Below are 18848 nucleotides of genomic sequence, written 5' to 3'. Positions count from 1 at the left end.
TATAAAAGTCAAAAGGGCTGGAAATTTCTTTCCAACCTACTTATTTTAAATTTACACTTAATTTACACATTAAAGCGGAATTCCATAATATCGCCATCTTGAACGATATATTCTTTTCCTTCTTCACGTAAGCGTCCAGCTTCTTTTACCGCCTTTTCAGATCCATATTTCACTAAATCATCATAAGACATCGTCACTGCACGGATGAAACCTTTCTCAAAGTCTGAGTGAATAATACCAGCTGCCTGAGGAGCTTTCATGCCACGCTTGAAAGTCCAAGCTCGGACTTCCTTTTCACCAGCGGTAAAGTAGGTTCCAAGCCCCAACAGATGATAGGCTGCACGTGTCAATTTGTCTACACCTGACTCTGTCAAGCCGATAGCTTCCAAAAATTCTGCCTTATCTTCATCATCCAGTTCAGAAATTTCTTCCTCTGCACGCGCTGAAATGACAACAACTTCAGCATTTTCTGTAGCCGCAAATTCACGAATCTGCTTCACATAGTCAATATTGTCTGGATCAGCCACCTCATCTTCACTGACATTGGCCACATAAAGCACAGGTTTAGTCGTTAAAAGAAAGAGACCTTTGACGATTTTTTGTTCTTCTTCTGTAAATTCAACTGTCCGAGCTGACAGACCATCTTCCAGAACAGGCTTGATTTTCTGCAAAACATTAAATTCTGCAACTGAGTCCTTGTCCTTCTGGGTACGAGCCATTTTCTCAACACGCGCATAGCGTTTGTTAATGCTTTCCAGATCGGCCAAAATAAGCTCTAGATTGATGGTCTCAATATCAGCCATGGGGTCGACAAATTCAGACTCACGGCCCTGTTCCCGCATGACATTTTCATCATCAAAGGCACGGACTACATGAACGATAGCATCCACTTCGCGGATATTGGCCAAGAATTTATTTCCCAAACCTTCACCTTTCGAAGCTCCCTTTACAATACCTGCAATATCTGTAAACTCAAATGTAGTGGGAACCTTCTTTTGAGGTTTAATCAATTCTGTTAATTTATCCAAACGAGCATCTGGCACTTCTACCCGACCGACATTTGGATCAATTGTCGCAAAAGGGTAGTTGGCAGCTTCTGCCCCTGCTTTTGTAATTGCATTAAATAAAGTTGACTTGCCAACATTTGGCAAACCAACGATTCCTGCTGTCAAAGCCATATTTTACTATTCTCCGTTCACATTTCAATCCCTAACATTATAACACAAAAAGTAAAAACATGTGAAGTCTTTTTAACTGGAATTAGAACAATTAAAAAGTCTTGATAATGGCTATCATATTGAGGTTTGGGAAAATCACACACCAATCTCCTCCACGAAATTTTAAAAAAACATAGGGAATCTATTGTTGCAATATTTTCAAAGAAACCATCCTAGAATCTAATCTAGAATCTTCTTCATTTTCTTCTCAAAATCATGGCGACTCATCATGACGACATGATTGCAGTTGCTGCATTTAATTTTAATATCAGCGCCCAAGCGTGTAATTTCCCAGCGATTAGCCTTCTTGCCAGTTGACTTAATTGTACAAGCATGAGGTTTTTTCATTTCTACAAAAGTTCCAAGTTCGTACATATGCTGCTCCTTTTAATAATATTATTTTTCCATTTCTTTTTTCAGTCCTCTATGTAGACTGATCAGTATATAATCATACCCGTATTATATCACATCTTTTGAGTCTACTTACTTGAAAATTATTGAAATAAAACAAGGCGGACGTATCCAACCTTGTCTTAAATATTATCTTCTAATTGGTACGGACTGGAGTGATGAGCTGGATAAAGTTTTCAGCATCTTCGCTTGGTACCAAGGTGAAAGGCCGAACAGCTGAAATAAAGCTAATGGTCACCTGCTCACTATCAACTGCCTTTAGAGCTTCAATCAAATAGGTGGGATTGAAACTAATAGTCAAATCTTCTCCTGACACACTTTCTGTATCAATTTCTTCATTTACGCGTCCAACTTCTGGTGAATGCACATGAGCGCTGACAATGCCCTTCACAATTTCCAATTTCACTGTTCCATTTTGGGTAGCATTGGATAGAAGGCGCGACCGCTCCATGGCATGGCGTAAATTATTAGTATTAAAGGTCACCACACTTGAAAATTCTGTCGGAATCAAGCGGTCTGTGTCAGGATAGTTCCCTTCCAGCAGGCGCGTATAAAAACTGATATTTTCACTTCTAAAGAGGAGCTGATTATTGGCAAAGAAAACCTCTACTGTTTCAATATCGTCTGTGAAAACAGCCGTAAATTCACGCAGAGAACGACTAGGGATTACCACATCGAAGTTATCTCCGTTCTTTTCTAAAGTAATCTTTTTTTGACTCATTCGATGAGAATCTGTCGCAACTGTTTTGAGTGATTTGTTGTCTGTTAAAACAAAATGAACACCCGTTAAAATAGGACGACTTTCTTGAGTGCTAGCAGCAAAAGCTGTCTCATTGATGATATTTTTGAGAATTTTTGTTTCCAGAACTAGCGGATTATTGGTAGAAACTTCTTGAATGCGTGGGTATTGATCAGCATCTTTTCCTTTCAGCGTAATTTCTGACTTTCCACTAGTAAGGACGATTTGTTTCTGCTCAATTTCTTTAAAATCAAGCACAATATCAGGCAAACTAGAAATAACATTAATAAAGAAAGTTGCTTCTAGTAAAATAGAACCTGGTGAAGTAATTAAAAGTCCAGCATTCTCATTTTTAACTGAAATGAAGTTTTCAATGGAAATTTGACCATTGGAACCAATCAAGGTAATGCCTTCTTTCGTTACATCAATTTTAACTGTTGATAAAATTGGAATAGCGTTTTTGGTACTGATAGCTCTTTTAGTTGTATTCAAAGCTTGCAGGAATAAATTTTTATTAATAGAGAAGTGAATCATAGGGACTCCTTTTATTATTTATGATTATTAAGTTAATAGTAATAGTAGTTCTTGTGGAAGCTGTGGAAAAATGATTTGAAGTTGCTAAAATCAAGTTTTGAGACTTGTTCACAACTTGTGGAAAAACCTCAGGTAAATTAAATGTTATCCACACCTTTATTTTATCTTGTTTTTGATATTCTCAATTTCAAGGCGTAAGCTGTCGTCCGTTTCAAGTCTAGTTTTGATTTTTCCATGCGCATGTATAACTGTTGTATGGTCTTTGCCGCCAAATTCTCGTCCAATTTTTGGTAGGCTGTTATCTGTTAGTTCACGAGCTAGATACATGGCTACTTGTCTGGCTAAAACAATATTTTGTACTCGACGGCTTCCCTTCATTTCCTTGACACTGACGCCATAGAAATTACCTACCTCAGACTGGATTTTTTCAATTGGGATGACTGTCACTTGACTGGAGTCTTGCTTGCGAGCACGAATAGCTTCAGCTGCGATGTCAATCGTAATTTCTTTTAAATTGCGGACCCTTGCAATGAGCGTAATGTCATTTAGCGCCCCTTCTAAGTCTCGAACATTTGAGTCAAATTGTCCGGCGAGGTATTCCAAAGTATCATTAGGGAAAATATAGTCAAGATTTTCGATCTTATTTCTGAGGATAGCAATCCGAGTTTCAAAATCGGGTGGAGTAATATTTTGAGTAAGCCCCCATTTAAAGCGCGTGACCAAACGTTCTTCCAAATTATCAAGATGATCTGGACTACGGTCGCTGGTCAGCACAATCTGCTTGTTATCTCCGTGAAGTGCATTGAAAGTGTTAAAAAATTCTTCCTGAGTAGAGACTTTTTTTCCTCCAAGGGATTGGATATCATCAATTAAAAGCAAATCCAAACTGCGATAGATTTTTTTGAAATTATCCATATCACCGAGCCTCAGATGCTCCAGAAAATCATTGATAAAAGTTTCTGCTGGAATATATTTAACACGCGCATCAGGAATATTTTCCAAAATTTGATTACCGATAGCATTGAGTAAGTGAGTTTTTCCTAGCCCTGGACCGCCATAAATAAAGAGTGGGTTATAAGTTGTTGCTAAATTTTCAGAAACAGCCAAGGCTGCTGCTTTAGCCCAGATATTTCCATCTCCCTGTACAAAATTATCAAATGTATATTTAGCTTTTAATCCAGTATCAATGGGTGGTAAACTTGGTCGAAATGAAACTTTTTCAGTACGTTCTTCCAGCGGATGTTTCGACAACTCTTCGTTTCCTGCATCTTCAAAGACATATTTTCCAGTGATTTGATCGTTGAAAATCTCAAATCCAGCTGTAAGAATAACGCCCACTAAATTTTGTTCCCAAAATAGTTGTTTTACGGGGCTGTCAAGAAAGATTGTGGCTTGATTATTATCAATTTTTATTAACTGAGCTTCAGCTACAAAAAAGTCATAAGTTGTTTGTTTTAACTGAGCGGCTGAAAGCTCTAAAATTCTCTGCCAAAATTCTTGCTCTTTGGTCATTTCACTCCTCCTTTTCACAAAATTTTTCTCTATATCGAATTTCATTTTAACATAAAATTAGATAGTTTTCCACAAGATGTGAAGAAAAAATAACAATGTTTACAAAAGTTATCCACAATTTGTGAATTACTAGATTACTCCTTATTTTTCAAGGCTTTATAAGGATTTTTTCGTGGACAAGTCTGTTAGTTTGAAAAAAGAAAATAACAGCTCTATTTCAAGCTGTTTATAATTCTTTGGTATTCTTCCTCATTTTCAAAAGGAATAATTATTTTTCCTTTTGAATGACCTTTTAATTGAATAGTGACATCCAAACCAAGGATTTTTTTCAGTTTTTCTTCTTCAGAATGAGCAAAAATTTCTTTCGTCTTCTTAGACTTTAACTTTTTTCTTTTTTGTAATGAATGTTCAAGAGCACGCACGGATAGATTGTTTTGAACAATTTTTTCAAGCCAGAAGGATTGTTCTTCTTTCTTAAGGGGGATCAAGAGGCGAGCATGTCCTTGAGAAATGACTTCCTCTTTGATAGCATTAAGGATGAAAGTGGGCAGATGTAACAAACGTACAAGATTACTGATATAAGGTCTGGATTTTCCCATAATTGTTGCAATTTCTTCGTGAGTCAAGCCCCTGTCAATCAGATGCTGATAAGATTCAGCTTCCTCAATTGGATTTAGATCCTCTCTTTGCAAATTTTCAATAATGGCTTGTTTCATCATTTCATCATCAGATAGGTCTTTAATAAGGGCAGGAATGTTTTCTAATCCAGCAAGTTTAGCAGCTCTAAATCTTCTTTCGCCTGCCAAAATTTCGTAACCAAATAAGGAAGATTTTCTCAAAATAATAGGCTGAATAATTCCATTTTCTTTAATGGAAGCCGCTAACTCATTCATCTTTTCTTGAGAAAAATTTTTTCTAGGTTGATAAGGGTTTGTTCGAATGTCTTTTAGTGATATATATTGATAATTTTCCATTTGTATATAGAATAACACACCTTTACGATCGTGTAAAGGTGTGTTGACAATTCTGTAAATGATTTAATTGCCGCCCAAATCTTGAGTTGATTTAGTCAGTTTAATGGTTGTTGTTGCTTCTTTACCATCACGATAGTAAGTAACTTTTATCTCATCTCCGATAGCATGCTTGTAGAGTGCAGATTGTAAATCACTGGTTGATTCAACTTCTTTATCGTCAATTTTTGTGATGATATCGTATTTCTGAAGCTTATTTTCAGCAGGCATACCTTCTTGAACAGAGCGAACAAGGACACCTGATTTTACAGATGAAGGAAGATTCAATTTTGCTAAGTCAGTGGTGGTAATATTAGCTAAATCTAGCATCTGGATTCCTAGAGCAGGGCGTGTAACTGTACCACTTTGTTCCAATTGATTGATGATATTGACAACGTCATTAGATGGAATCGCAAATCCCATACCTTCTACAGAGGTTTGGCCATTGTTTGAGATTTTACTAGATGTAATACCAATTACTTGTCCTTGAATGTTGATGAGTGGGCCACCAGAGTTACCAGGGTTGATAGCAGCATCTGTTTGAAGTGCAGTTGTTGAAATATTTTGACCGTCTTCAGATTGAAGTGTCACATTTCTACCCAGACTGGAAATGATTCCTTGTGTTACAGAGTTGGCATATTCTGTTCCAAGAGGGCTTCCGATGGCAATAGCAGTTTCTCCTACTGTCAGGGAGCTAGAATCCCCGAATTCAGCTACATCAGTTACTTTTTCAGAGCTAATCTTTACTACAGAAATATCAGAATAAACATCTGAACCAACAACTTCTCCTGGAACCTTGCTGCCATCTGCTAAAAGTATATCAACATTTGTTGCACCATTCAGTACATGAGTATTAGTAACAAGGTAGGCATATTTTCCTTCCTTCTTATAAATCACTCCGGATCCTTCACTAGCTACCTGAGGCTCATCATTTGATTCATTATTGATAATTTCTTGTTTATTGGAATCTGCGTAAGTGATAACCGATACAACTGCATTTTGGACCTTTTTAACGGCCTTTGTGGTATCAGTTGAGTTTTTATAGGCAGTTGATATTGTGGTTTTAGAATTAGAAGAGCTGATACTAGCCAATTTAGCAGTAAAAAATGTAGTAGCTAAATTTCCGAGGCTCCCACCAATAAAGCCCACAACTAAAACAATAAAAAGCAACAAAAACTTTTTGAAGAAGTTTGAAGCGTTTTTCATATTTTCCTCCTTGGATTACAATTGATGAAATTATAAAAATCTATTCTTAATTATAACTTAAAATCCACAAGTTTTCCACAACTTGTGGAAAACTTAGAAAAAATGTTGATAGAGGTTAGAAAATCCATAGATAAATCAAGTAGTACATAAAAAAGTTTTGTGAATAAAGTGTGAAATTTATGTGGATATGATAGAATATAAATATGAAAATAAAGATTGTAACCGTTGGAAAATTAAAAGAAAAGTATCTCAAAGATGGAATTGCTGAATACACCAAGCGTCTTAGCCGATTTTGTAAGTTAGAAATTCTGGAGTTAGTAGATGAAAAAACGCCAGATAAGGCTAGTGATTTGGAGAATCAGCAAATTCTCGAAAAAGAAGGAAGTCGGATTTTAGCAAAAATAGCTGAGCGAGAATTTGTGATTGCTTTAGCTATTGAAGGCAAACAATTTCCTTCAGAAGAGTTTAGTTCTATTCTAAGCAATATTACAGTCCGTGGTTTTTCTGATATTACTTTTGTTATCGGTGGAAGCTTGGGTCTGCATTCTGCTGTTAAAAAAAGAGCCGATCTACTGATGAGTTTTGGAAAATTGACGCTACCTCATCAATTGATGCGTCTTGTCTTGGTTGAGCAGATTTACCGTGCTTTTATGATTCAGCAGGGGAGTCCTTATCATAAGTGAATCTTGACGATAGAAGATTTTTCTGATAGAATGAAATGGTATTGGTCTCATAGCTCAGCTGGATAGAGCATTCGCCTTCTAAGCGAACGGTCGCAGGTTCGAATCCTGCTGGGATCATTTTATTTTATATAGTAGCACAGCACGAAAAACTTCGTGTTTTTTTGTTATTTTTTTGATAAAATAACATTTCAGGAATAAAAAAATACATTTTAGATGAGTTTGGACGATGATTTAAGAATTTATTTATAATAGTTTTTGTAAGGTAAAACTTACAAAAAAATTTTAGGAGATTATGATGAAAAAAACTCAAGAAAACTTCAAAGCGCTGACTCAATTTACAGATTTAACTGAAAAAGAACTGAAAAAGGTTATTGGTGGGGATTTTAGAAAGGTAAGGTTACCTAGATTGTTTGGAAAATAAGTATAGGTGGTTTAGGAGAAAGAGATGATATTGGACTTAATCTTATGGTTTATGTGTGAATTAATAGAAATTTTTGCAACTGTAAAAATTTATAAAAAAATAACAAGAGGCTGGGACAAAAGTCCGATCTCAAATATAAAAAGCGAATAAAACTAGTTTTCTGGTAATCAGAATTCTGCTTTGTTCGCTTTTTGCATTTAATTATAGATTTGAAGGGCTTAATAATTAAGATTTTTAAAAATTGAAATCTTTTTGTCTCAGCCTCTTGTCTTTGCTTTTTTACAGTTATTCTTTTTCCTTTAACTTCATTAATTAGTGTGTTTGTACATTATATAATCCTAGTTTTACAACCTTTTCTTTTCTATTACTATTTTTATAAAAAAGAAAAATTATCTGCTCTCTTTGCTTTATTTTTATCTTTCTTCCTTTATATGGCAACCCAAGCCTCATCTACCTTTTTTTCAGTTATTATTTCATCAGTTACTGGAGATAAATTTGTAGAAACTAATTGGACTATTTTTTATATTATCATTAACAGCATTTCTTTTTTCTTTATGTTAAAATCTATTGATTACTTTGAATTTCGACTTAGAGATTTTAAGGAACAGGTCTTTAAAAATACAATTAATAGAATCAATCTATTTTATTTTATAGATATCCTCCTATTAAATATTTCTCATTGGCTAAGTGAAGTCAAACATTTTAATAGTCTCAGCAGCATGCTGGCAACTATTTGTTTTTTAATGTTTATGTCCACGCTTTTTTATCTAAAAGCTGCTCGAGAAAAATATGAAAAAGAAGAGGAAATAAAACAAAGGGAGTTAGAGCAGCTGCAACTGCAGCAATACACTGACGAAATTGTTTCTCTGTATAATGAGATTCGAGGTTTTCGTCATGATTATGCAGGAATGCTGACTAGCTTTCATATGGCTATCAATACTCAAGATATCAAGGAAATTGAAAAAATCTATCAAGAGGTTTTGGTTGATGCAAATTTAAAATTACGTTCGGATAAATATACTTATTTTGATTTGAATAATGTTGGAGATTCTGCTCTGCGGAGTGTTATGACGGAAACTTTATTTAAGGCGCGTGATAATCAAATTGATCTGACTTTTGAAGTAAAGGATCCTGTTGAGAGATTGCCTATTAAGCTGTTAGATGTTGTGAGGATAGCCAGTATTTTATTAAATAATGCTGTTGAGGGAGCTATCGAAAGCTATGAGAAAATGATTCATGTGACCCTAGTTCAGTTGGATACAGAAATCATTTTTGTTGTAAAAAATTCCCGCAAGCAAAGAAAATTAGACTTAGAAGAAATTTATGAACCAGAGTTTTCAACTAAAGGTTATAGAAGAGGTTTAGGTTTAAATAATCTGAAAGAAATTTTAGAGAATTATGAATATATCATGCTTGACACAGAAATAAATAAGCATGATTTCACCCAAGTATTAACAATAAAAAGAAGGAATAGCCTATGAGAATTTTAGCGTTAGAAGATACATTATCCCATCAGGTCCGTATGGAGACAATATTAGCAGAAATTGCTGATGAAATGGGGCTAGATATCCAAGTAAAAATTACAGGAAAAATTCAAGAATTTAAAGAATATGTTGAGAATGAGGATGTAAATCAGATTTATTTTCTGGATATAGATATTAAAGGGGAAGAAACAAAAGGATTGGAGGTTGCTCGCTTTATTCGTCATCACAACCCATATGCAATCATCGTCTTTGTAACCTCAAAATCAGAGTTTGCTACTATGACGTTTAAATATAAGGTATCCGCTCTCGATTTTATTGATAAAGATATAAATGATACTTCCTTTAAAAAACGTATAAAAGACTGTATTATTTATACGAAAAATACTTTGATTGCAAATACCAACATGGTTGACTACTTTGAATATAGTTATCGTGGGAATGACGTGCGCGTACCATTTAATGATATTTTATATATTGAAACTTCGGGCTCTTCTCATAAACTGCGGATTGTTGGAAAAAATTTTATCAAAGAATTTTATGGAACCATTTCCAGTGTTCAGGAGCAGGATGAGAAAACCAAACGTTTCTTTTCTTCTCATAAATCTTTTTTAGCAAATATTGATAATATTCGTGATTATGATAAGAAAACAAAAGAAATTGTGTTTTATGAAGGCCATCGCTGTCCAGTTTCTCGTCTAAGAATTAAATATTTAAAAGAAATTTTAAAAAATAAATCAAAAAAATAGTTGACAAAGGATAAAAAGCTGATATAATAGAATATGTTCTGAAAAAGAACATATCAATGGTCCGTTGGTCAAGGGGTTAAGACACCGCCTTTTCACGGCGGTAACACGGGTTCGAATCCCGTACGGACTATATTTTCCGCCATAGCTCAGTTGGTAGTAGCGCATGACTGTTAATCATGATGTCGTAGGTTCGAGTCCTACTGGCGGAGCTAGTAAGCACTTTATAAGTGCTTTTTATTTTATAGAGATTGTATTTAAAAAGCGAGATGTTGAACCGCACCCCAAAAGTTAGACAGCAAAAATCTAACTTTTGGGGTGTTTTGTTATGTCTTAACTTATGAGAATAAAGTTCAGATCTATGAACTCAGAAAACAAGGATATAGCTACAGGCAACTTTCAAATAGATAAGGGGGAAATATTTCTAATCTTTAGATACTTGTTTAAGTTAATCAATCGTTTTGGATTAGAGAGTGTTAAGAAAGGGAAAAATTTTTAGTATTCCCCTGAATTAAAACAAGAAATGATTGATAAACTCTTACTTGAAAGTTGTCCTCAAGAAAGTGTATCCCTCGACTATGTTCTTCCAAATCGTGGAATGCTTCCTAATTGGCTCGTAAAATACAAGAAAAATGGGTCTACTATTATTGAGAAAACAGAGGGAGAGCGTCTAAAATGGGATGCAAGCCAAAGAAAAACTGGAAACAAATGACTAAACTAGAGTCCTTCAAGAAGAGAATGAACGCTTTCGTACTGAAGTAACTTACCTAAAAAAATTAAGAGAGCTTGAAGCCAAGGAAGAAGCCTTACGACACGAAAGACAGAGACAGTTAGAGAAATGGTATCAGGAGGATTTCGACTAGATTTCCTTCTTGAAACGGCTGGCTTACCTCGTTCAACTGATGATTATCAGCTGAAACAACTTGATAAAGAGCTTAAAGAAGAAATTCAAGCAATTATCGTCGCATCCATTTAGAACTAAAGAATCGTAGATTTCCGGTTAATCACAAAAAGGTTCAACGTTTGATGAAATTTATGGGTCTAAGCACTCGTATTCGTCGTAAACGGAAGTACTCTTTTTATAAGGGGGAGATTGCTAAGAAAGCTGAACATCTCATACAACGCCAGTTTAAAGGATCTAAACCATATGAAAAATGTTATACAGATGTAACTGTGAATTTTCTTTGCCACATGTTAAAGGGAGGCTCTATTTAGCCCCTATTCTTGACGGATATAACGTGAAATTACAGCTTATAATCTTTCTTGTTCGCCTAACTTAGAGCAGGTGAAAACAATGTTAGAACAGGCATTTACAGATAAACAATATGAACATACCATTCTACACAGTAGCCAAGGTTGGCAGTATCAACACGCATCTTATCATCAGTTTCTGCAGTTCAAAGGCATTAAGCCTTCAATGTCACGAAAGTGGAAAAATCCAGATAATGGCATGATAGAATCCTTCTTTGGCATTTAAAAATCAGAGATGTTTTATGGCTTTGAACATGAGTTTAGGTCATTATAAGACCTTAAAAAAGCCATTATAGACTACATTGATTACTACAACAACAAATGAATTAAAGTCAAACTAAAGGGATTTAGTCCTGTCCAATACAGAACTAAATCCTTTACTTAAATTATTTGTCTAACTTTTTTTTTTGCATTACAAGTTTATTCTCGCTTTTTTAGTATTACGAATGCTTTTTTCTGACGCGTTGATAAAGAAGAAAGAGTGAAATACCTGACAGGGAAGCTATACAACCTTCTTTCAAGCCGCAAGGTATAAAGGTTAGTGTAGCTTGTCCTTTTCCTTTTGGAATATCAATTTTCATAAAACCATTTTGAGCTTGCTGTAAGTTAACTGGTTTCCCGTTTAACTTAGCTGTCCATCCTTTATCATATGGAATGGTGAAAAATAAAGAAGTATCTTTATTAGCCTGATAATGAGCTGAAACAGTATTCAAATTATTTTTTACAGTAACAGGTTGTGCTTTTAAGTTCTCAAAAACCTTTTTATATTGTTCAACATTGACAGCAAAGAATTCTGGACTGTTAAAAGAAATAGTAGAATTTTGTGGAAAAGTGAATCGTACAGAGATGGTTTGAGCCTGATTGAAGTAGCCAATATTAAAAAAAGGAAAAACATTATTTGTTGAGTAACGGGTTGTCACATTATTTACGGTAATGTCAACATCTGTTTGTTCGTCATTTGAAAATTGGATATCTGGAAGATTGACATAAACTTGACTATCAGAAGACACCTCGATTGAGTAATCAACACTAGCATATGTTGCATCATTATTTTTATCAATAGTAGCAGAAATTTTATTATCTTTAATTTCTAGATTTTCATTTTTAGGTATTGCTGATAATCTCTGATAATATTTTAAATCAAATCCTGACAATTGATTTAAAAAAGTTGTCTGATTATCAAGTGTCAAATTTGTAAACTTGACATTCTTGTAAACATCATTTGTCAAGAAAGCTAACCCCAAAGCATACTTATTTTCATAGAGGGTCATTGAATTTTCAGTATTCTCAGCAGAAAAACCAAATTTCTGTGGGGATGTCTCTGACAAATTGTACTTTACAGCAAAGAGACTATCCATTAAAATACTATTATTTTGATAACGAAGATTGAGATTGGTTCCCGCTGATTTAAAACCTAATTTATCTAGAGTCGAACTAGCCTGTGTATTTCTGACAGACGAAAATTGAGAAATTCCGTTGTAGTTGAATTTCATACTGTCATTTCCCGTTTGAGGATCAAGTCTCTCTGTTCGAAAGAAATCCTTATTTTTTTCCTTGCTATATTTGACCAACTTGTCAATCTCATTCATTTTTTTCGAATAAGATGAACGACTAGCGAATACCCATTCCTTAGCAATTCCATTAACTTGATAATAGGAATTTAGAGAAAGTTCAAAAACAACAAAAAATAGTAAAGATAAAGTAAATATACTTTGCCGAATATGAGAACGAGTAAAAGCGAAAGTTATCAAGAGATAGGATAAGAAAAATTCTAAGGTTAAAATATAGTTTTCTGGACCAAGAAAATCATAATGTTGACTGTAGAATAGTGTAGCTAGAAAGCCTGAAAATATAACAATAAAGCCAACAAATGCTTGTTTCCATTTAATTTCATCTAAACGATTGAGAGTTTCTGCAGCTATCAAAATGATAAAAAGAGAAAAGAGCCAAGAATAACGATGAAGAAACATATTGGGAGCATGCATTCCTTGCCAAAGCAAATCTAAATACTGTAGCCGGAAACTTGCTATAAAAATGACAATTAGAAAAAGATAGGAAAGTTTCACGTGAAACTTGATACTTTTTAAAGTAAAAAATATGATACTCAAAATGAGAGGGAAAATTCCAACGTAAATCATAGGAATAGATCCGTACTTTGTTGTATCAAAACTTCCTATAAAATTCTTCGCAAAAATATCCAAATACCAACTTTTTTCAGTGAGCAAGCTTTCAACCTTTGTCAATTTTTCGCCATGTGAACTTAGATCTAAATAGGTTGGCAAAATCATAATCAGACTAGTGAGGCCTGACAATACTGAAACAATACAAAAATCAGGGACAGACTTAAGCCTTGCCTTGAAGTTCCAGGAAAGCTGTACTAGATACCAAAGTACTAAAAATAAGGCCATCATGTAACCAAAATAATAGTTTTGGATAAAGAGAATTGACAAGCTTGTAAAGTATAAAACTCTCCCTTGTCCATTCATCAACTTGTGTAAACCTAATATAATGAGAGGGACTAAAATAAATACATCTAACCAAGTTTTAATTTCTAGTTGACTGACTGAGAAACTCATCAAGGCAAATGAAGTTGACAGAATCAAAATCAGTGTATCTGGAATCTTTTTAAAGATCCCTTTGATACTAATGAATGTTGTCAATCCTATCAAGCCAAATTTAATAAGTGTAAACAAGTAGACTGCATCTGGCATTGATTTTAAATTAAAAAAGTAAAGGAAGGGTGAAAGAAAACTTCCTAGATAATAGCTAGATAAAGCATAAAAATTTTGTCCTAATCCACTTGAAAATGTGTAAAAAAGACTATCCGTTCCATGAAGGATATTCCTCAATGTCGTATCAAATACGACATACTGATGGAAGCCGTCTCCAAGTAAAGGTGAAGTATCGCTTCCCCAGTAAATTCCTTGACTCATATAAACAAAACACATGATGAGAAAAGGCAAGAAGAAAGAAGCGAAATATATCCAATTTTTCTTTAAAAAATATATGATTTTGTCCATGTTTCTTATAGAGAAAGAGGCCGAAACGTTGTTTCATGCCCCTGTAAACTTATGTCAACTAAAGTTGACAACTTATTAATCTTTCCAAAGTTCTTTAACTTTTGCTTGAACTTCTTGATTTTCCAAAAATTCGTCATAGGTTTCGTCAATGCGGTCAATAACACCGTTTTTTGATAAAACAATGATATGATTAGCCAATGTTTGAATAAATTCGTGGTCATGGCTGGCGAAAATAATAGATTCTTTGAAATTTTTGAGGCCATCATTGAGACTGGAAATAGATTCTAGGTCCAAGTGGTTGGTTGGATCGTCTAAAATCAAAACATTTGACTTGAGAAGCATGAGCTTAGATAGCATGACGCGAACTTTTTCTCCACCTGACAAGACGTTGACAGACTTGTTAACTTCATCGCCAGAGAAAAGCATCCGACCCAAGAAACCTCGAAGGAAGGTGTTATCATCTTCTTCCTTGCTAGCAAATTGACGGAGCCAATCAAGAATAGATTCACCACCCGCAAAGTCACGAGAATTATCTTTTGGCAAATAAGAACGACTGGTTGTAACGCCCCACTTGACAGTTCCTTCATAGTCAATATCTCCCATCAAGGCACGAATCAAGGCAGTTGTCTGGATATCATTTTGTCCAATCAAAGCTGTCTTATCGCCAGGACGCAGGATAAAGCTGATATTGTCAAGAATAGTCTCGCCGTCAATCTTGACAGAAAGATTTTCTACTGTCAAGAGATCGTTCCCGATTTCACGCTCCGCTTTAAAGCTGATAAATGGATATTTCCGACTTGATGGAACAATTTCTTCCAATTCAATCTTATCCAACATCTTTTTACGAGAAGTTGCCTGTTTGGACTTGGAAGCATTGGCTGAGAAGCGAGCAACAAACTCTTGCAATTGCTTAATTTTTTCTTCCGCCTTAGCATTTCGGTCAGCGAGCAACTTAGCTGCCAATTCACTTGATTCTTTCCAGAAATCATAATTTCCGACATAAAGTTTGATCTTACCAAAATCAAGGTCGGCCATGTGGGTACAAACTTTATTTAAGAAGTGACGGTCATGAGATACAACAATGACTGTATTTTCAAAATCAATCAGGAAATCTTCCAGCCAAGTAATGGATTGAATATCCAAACCATTCGTAGGTTCATCTAAAAGCAATACATCTGGTTTGCCAAAAAGAGCCTTAGCAAGAAGGACCTTGACCTTGTCGCCGTTCGTCAATTCACTCATATTTTGGTAATGCAAGTCTTCTGGAATGTTGAGGTTTTGTAGCAATTGAGAAGCTTCGCTTTCAGCTTCCCAGCCACCCAACTCAGCAAACTCTCCCTCAAGCTCGGCCGCATGTACACCATCTTCATCAGAAAAATCAGGCTTCATATAAATAGCATCTTTTTCTTTCATGATGTTGTAGAGATGCTCATTTCCCATAATCACAACATCAATAGCTCGCTCTTCCTCATAGTCAAAGTGATTTTGACGCAAGACAGAAAGCCGCTCATCTGGACCTAAAGAAATATGGCCTGTTGTTGGCTCAATATCCCCAGCTAAAATTTTCAAGAAAGTAGATTTACCCGCACCATTTGCCCCAATCAGGCCATAGGTGTTTCCTTCTGTAAATTTAATATTTACGTCATCAAATAATTTTCTATCACTGAAACGTAGTGATACATCAGATACTGTAAGCAATGATTTTCTCCTATATATATAATCTCTTTCATTTTACTAGAAAATTCTTCTTTTTTCAAATTATTATGAGATAAAATATCATATTTGAAAGTGAAAGTTATAATAAGTCTGTAAAATTATTGTAAACCTATTGTCAATTAGTTATTCATTTTAAATGAGAACTCTGATTTTTCTGCTATCTTCTTCCGCATTCTCTTTGAAAATGATATAATGAAAACAATACAAATTTAGGAGCAGCAAATGACAAAACCGATTATTTTAACTGGAGACCGTCCAACTGGAAAATTACATATTGGTCATTATGTAGGAAGTTTACGCAATCGCGTTCTTCTACAGGATCAAGGCAAGTATGATATGTTTGTTTTTCTGGCTGATCAGCAAGCTCTGACAGACCATGCAAAAGATCCGCAGACGATTGTAGAATCCATTGGAAATGTAGCCTTGGACTATCTGGCAGCTGGATTAGATCCTAAAAAAGTGACCATTTTTATCCAGAGTCAGATTCCAGAGTTGGCAGAACTGTCAATGTACTATATGAATTTGGTTTCTTTAGCCCGATTAGAGCGCAATCCGACTGTCAAGACAGAAATTGCTCAAAAGGGATTTGGTGAAAGTATCCCAACCGGCTTTTTAGTTTATCCTATTTCTCAAGCTGCGGATATTACAGCTTTTAAGGCCAACTATGTACCTGTGGGAAATGATCAAAAACCGATGATTGAGCAGACACGTGAAATTGTTCGTTCTTTTAATCATGCTTATCATTGTGATGTTTTGGTTGAGCCAGAAGGAATCTATCCAGAAAATGAAGGAGCGGGTCGTCTGCCGGGGCTTGATGGCAATGCTAAAATGTCCAAATCTTTGAACAATGGGATTTATCTTGCCGATGATTTGGATACTCTCAAGAAAAAAGTTATGAGTATGTATACAGATCCTGAACATATAAAGGTTGAAGATCCAGGAAAAATCGAAGGCAATATGGTTTTCCACTATCTGGATGTTTTTGGACAGCCAGAAGATGCTGCTGAAATCACGGCTATGAAAGAACACTACCAACGTGGTGGTCTGGGAGATGTCAAAACTAAACGTTATCTCTTAGATATTTTAGAGCGGGAATTAGGACCAATCAGAGAGCGTCGTCTTGAGTTTGCTAAGGATATGGGACAAGTCTATGATATGCTGAAAGAAGGCAGTGATCGTGCTCGTCAGGTAGCTAGCCAAACTCTTTCAGAAGTCAAGGATGCAATGGGAATTAATTACTTTAAATAACGAACAATAAAGTCTTCATTCTATCAAAACCATCGTCTTTTATTTAAAAAAGACATGGTTTTTAATTTTTGCTTAATAATTATTGACAAATGCCTATAGAATGGTATGATAATAACAATAAAAAGACGAGCCTTGCTCAATTATATAAGAAAAGAGGAAACTGTGGATGTCTAACTGGGACACTAAATTTTTGAAAAAAGGTTTTACCTTTGATGACGTATTGCTTATTCCAGCTGAAAGTCATGTGTTGCCAAATGATGCTGATTTAAGTACAAAACTTGCTGAGAATTTGAAATTAAATATCCCAATTATTACTGCGGCTATGGATACAGTTACCGAAAGTCAAATGGCGATTGCTATTGCCCGAGCCGGCGGTCTAGGTGTCATCCACAAAAATATGTCTATTGCACATCAGGCTGATGAAGTACGCAAGGTAAAACGTTCTGAAAACGGTGTTATTATTGACCCATTCTTTTTGACTCCTGACCATACGATTGCTGAAGCAGATGAATTGATGGGACGCTACCGCATCAGTGGTGTGCCAGTTGTTGAAACGATGGAAAATCGTAAATTAGTTGGTATTTTGACTAACCGCGATTTGCGTTTTATTTCAGACTATACTCAACCAATTTCTAATCACATGACTAGTGAAAATCTAGTCACAGCTCCAGTTGGAACTGATTTGAGAACAGCTGAAAGAATTTTGCAGGAACACCGGATTGAAAAACTGCCTCTGATAGATGAAAATGGCTGTTTGTCTGGTCTGATTACCATCAAGGATATTGAAAAGGTTATTGAATTTCCAAATGCTGCCAAAGATGAATTTGGTCGTCTACTGGTAGCAGGTGCTGTTGGCGTTACTTCTGATACTTTTGAACGTGCAGAAGCTCTATTTGAGGCTGGTGCAGATGCCATTGTTATTGATACAGCTCACGGTCATTCAGCTGGTGTGTTGCGTAAAATTGCCGAAATTCGCGCTCATTTCCCTGACCGTACTTTGATTGCTGGTAATATTGCAACTGGCGAAGGAGCACGCGCACTTTACGACGCTGGTGTTGATGTGGTTAAAGTGGGAATTGGCCCAGGGTCCATTTGCACAACTCGTGTTATTGCAGGTGTCGGCGTTCCTCAGGTCACTGCCATTTATGATGCAGCTGCTGTAGCGCGTGAATACGGAAAAACTATCATTGCTGATGGCGGTATCAAGTATTCAGGAGATATTGTCAAAGCTCTTGCTGCAGGTGGGAATGCTGTTATGCTTGGCTCCATGTTTGCAGGAACAGACGAAGCGCCAGGCGAAACAGAAATCTTCCAAGGCCGTAAATTTAAAACCTATCGCGGTATGGGATCAATTGCTGCTATGAAGAAAGGTTCTAGTGATCGATATTTCCAAGGTTCTGTCAATGAAGCCAATAAGTTGGTTCCAGAAGGAATTGAAGGTCGTGTAGCGTACAAAGGAGCGGCTGCAGATATTGTCTTCCAAATGTTGGGCGGTGTCCGTTCTGGTATGGGATATGTCGGTGCAGCTAACCTGCAAGAACTTCATGAAAATGCTCAGTTTATCGAGATGAGTGGTGCTGGGTTAAAGGAAAGCCACCCTCATGATGTGCAAATTACGAATGAAGCTCCAAACTATTCAGTACAATAAAGTTA

13 protein-coding genes, 3 tRNA genes and 2 pseudogenes are annotated in these 18848 nt (G+C 35.6%); 10 read left to right on the top strand and 8 right to left on the bottom strand.

What is annotated here, in order from left to right; translation table 11 throughout:
• Positions 1-62: 62 nt before the first annotated feature.
• The 6 genes from ychF to htrA form a co-directional block, all read right to left on the bottom strand.
• Positions 63-1178: a redox-regulated ATPase YchF gene (gene ychF / locus SSIN_RS01845; RefSeq protein ID WP_037615076.1), complete on the bottom strand. Its 1116-nt coding sequence runs from the start codon at positions 1176-1178 to the stop codon at positions 63-65.
• 219 nt (positions 1179-1397) lie between these two features.
• Positions 1398-1592, bottom strand: coding sequence for a DUF951 domain-containing protein (locus SSIN_RS01840; protein WP_037615074.1), 195 nt, complete (start codon positions 1590-1592; stop codon positions 1398-1400).
• A gap of 172 nt (positions 1593-1764) precedes the next feature.
• Entirely contained in the window at positions 1765-2901 is a 1137-nt protein-coding gene (gene dnaN / locus SSIN_RS01835; RefSeq protein ID WP_037615071.1) for a DNA polymerase III subunit beta, read from the bottom strand.
• A 156-nt stretch (positions 2902-3057) separates the two neighbouring features.
• Entirely contained in the window at positions 3058-4413 is a 1356-nt protein-coding gene (dnaA, locus tag SSIN_RS01830) for a chromosomal replication initiator protein DnaA (RefSeq protein ID WP_037615069.1), read from the bottom strand.
• A 212-nt stretch (positions 4414-4625) separates the two neighbouring features.
• Complete coding sequence (locus tag SSIN_RS01825; RefSeq protein ID WP_037615066.1) at positions 4626-5387, bottom strand: ParB/RepB/Spo0J family partition protein; 762 nt, start codon at positions 5385-5387, stop codon at positions 4626-4628.
• A 63-nt stretch (positions 5388-5450) separates the two neighbouring features.
• Positions 5451-6629 carry a serine protease HtrA gene (htrA, locus tag SSIN_RS01820; protein WP_037615063.1) on the bottom strand — a complete coding sequence of 393 codons (1179 nt, stop codon included), beginning with the start codon at positions 6627-6629 and terminating at the stop codon, positions 5451-5453.
• A gap of 203 nt (positions 6630-6832) precedes the next feature.
• On the opposite strand from htrA, the gene rlmH reads away from it, so the two are divergent.
• The 8 genes and pseudogenes from rlmH to SSIN_RS10450 all read left to right on the top strand — a co-directional run bounded on the left by rlmH (position 6833) and on the right by SSIN_RS10450 (position 11536).
• Positions 6833-7312 carry a 23S rRNA (pseudouridine(1915)-N(3))-methyltransferase RlmH gene (gene rlmH / locus SSIN_RS01815; RefSeq protein WP_037615060.1) on the top strand — a complete coding sequence of 160 codons (480 nt, stop codon included), beginning with the start codon at positions 6833-6835 and terminating at the stop codon, positions 7310-7312.
• Positions 7313-7355: 43 nt separating this feature from the next.
• Positions 7356-7429 (top strand) — tRNA-Arg (locus SSIN_RS01810).
• Between the two features lie 178 nt (positions 7430-7607).
• Positions 7608-7733, top strand: coding sequence for a ComC/BlpC family leader-containing pheromone/bacteriocin (locus SSIN_RS01805; protein WP_037615058.1), 126 nt, complete (start codon positions 7608-7610; stop codon positions 7731-7733).
• A 275-nt stretch (positions 7734-8008) separates the two neighbouring features.
• Positions 8009-9214: pseudogene (locus SSIN_RS01800) on the top strand (GHKL domain-containing protein); the annotation flags it as partial.
• On the top strand, positions 9211-9963 hold the full coding sequence (gene comE / locus SSIN_RS01795; RefSeq protein ID WP_037615056.1) for a competence system response regulator transcription factor ComE: 753 nt from the start codon (positions 9211-9213) through the stop codon (positions 9961-9963). The pseudogene SSIN_RS01800 and the gene comE, both read left to right, overlap by 4 nt.
• Positions 9964-10021: 58 nt before the next feature.
• A tRNA-Glu gene (locus SSIN_RS01790) sits at positions 10022-10093 on the top strand.
• Between the two features lie 5 nt (positions 10094-10098).
• Positions 10099-10172: transfer RNA gene (locus SSIN_RS01785), tRNA-Asn, on the top strand.
• 106 nt (positions 10173-10278) lie between these two features.
• Positions 10279-11536: pseudogene (locus SSIN_RS10450) on the top strand (IS3 family transposase).
• Positions 11537-11651: 115 nt separating this feature from the next.
• On the opposite strand, the gene SSIN_RS01765 reads toward SSIN_RS10450, so the two are convergent.
• Positions 11652-14231, bottom strand: coding sequence for a YfhO family protein (locus tag SSIN_RS01765; RefSeq protein ID WP_037615054.1), 2580 nt, complete (start codon positions 14229-14231; stop codon positions 11652-11654).
• Between the two features lie 75 nt (positions 14232-14306).
• Positions 14307-15929, bottom strand: coding sequence for an ATP-binding cassette domain-containing protein (locus SSIN_RS01760; protein WP_037615052.1), 1623 nt, complete (start codon positions 15927-15929; stop codon positions 14307-14309).
• A 240-nt stretch (positions 15930-16169) separates the two neighbouring features.
• On the opposite strand from SSIN_RS01760, the gene trpS reads away from it, so the two are divergent.
• A complete protein-coding gene (trpS, locus tag SSIN_RS01755; RefSeq protein ID WP_037615050.1) occupies positions 16170-17195 on the top strand; it encodes a tryptophan--tRNA ligase in 1026 nt (341 codons plus the stop codon).
• A gap of 166 nt (positions 17196-17361) precedes the next feature.
• On the top strand, positions 17362-18843 hold the full coding sequence (guaB, locus tag SSIN_RS01750) for an IMP dehydrogenase (protein WP_037615048.1): 1482 nt from the start codon (positions 17362-17364) through the stop codon (positions 18841-18843).
• Positions 18844-18848: the final 5 nt, after the last annotated feature.

Source organism: Streptococcus sinensis (genome assembly GCF_000767835.1).
Taxonomy (GTDB): Bacteria; Bacillota; Bacilli; order Lactobacillales; family Streptococcaceae; genus Streptococcus; species Streptococcus sinensis.
Note: the sequence above shows the minus strand (reverse complement) of the source record. Positions and strands in the feature narration are given on the sequence as shown.

Excerpts from the sequence above, each read along its gene's own strand:
- ychF (WP_037615076.1), bottom strand. The coding sequence starts at position 1,178 with ATGGCTTTGACAGCAGGAATCGTTGGTTTGCCAAATGTTGGCAAGTCA.
- SSIN_RS01840 (WP_037615074.1), bottom strand. The coding sequence starts at position 1,592 with ATGTACGAACTTGGAACTTTTGTAGAAATGAAAAAACCTCATGCTTGT.
- dnaN (WP_037615071.1), bottom strand. The coding sequence starts at position 2,901 with ATGATTCACTTCTCTATTAATAAAAATTTATTCCTGCAAGCTTTGAAT.
- dnaA (WP_037615069.1), bottom strand. The coding sequence starts at position 4,413 with ATGACCAAAGAGCAAGAATTTTGGCAGAGAATTTTAGAGCTTTCAGCC.
- SSIN_RS01825 (WP_037615066.1), bottom strand. The coding sequence starts at position 5,387 with ATGGAAAATTATCAATATATATCACTAAAAGACATTCGAACAAACCCT.
- htrA (WP_037615063.1), bottom strand. The coding sequence starts at position 6,629 with ATGAAAAACGCTTCAAACTTCTTCAAAAAGTTTTTGTTGCTTTTTATT.
- rlmH (WP_037615060.1), top strand. The coding sequence starts at position 6,833 with ATGAAAATAAAGATTGTAACCGTTGGAAAATTAAAAGAAAAGTATCTC.
- SSIN_RS01805 (WP_037615058.1), top strand. The coding sequence starts at position 7,608 with ATGAAAAAAACTCAAGAAAACTTCAAAGCGCTGACTCAATTTACAGAT.
- comE (WP_037615056.1), top strand. The coding sequence starts at position 9,211 with ATGAGAATTTTAGCGTTAGAAGATACATTATCCCATCAGGTCCGTATG.
- SSIN_RS01765 (WP_037615054.1), bottom strand. The coding sequence starts at position 14,231 with ATGGACAAAATCATATATTTTTTAAAGAAAAATTGGATATATTTCGCT.
- trpS (WP_037615050.1), top strand. The coding sequence starts at position 16,170 with ATGACAAAACCGATTATTTTAACTGGAGACCGTCCAACTGGAAAATTA.
- guaB (WP_037615048.1), top strand. The coding sequence starts at position 17,362 with ATGTCTAACTGGGACACTAAATTTTTGAAAAAAGGTTTTACCTTTGAT.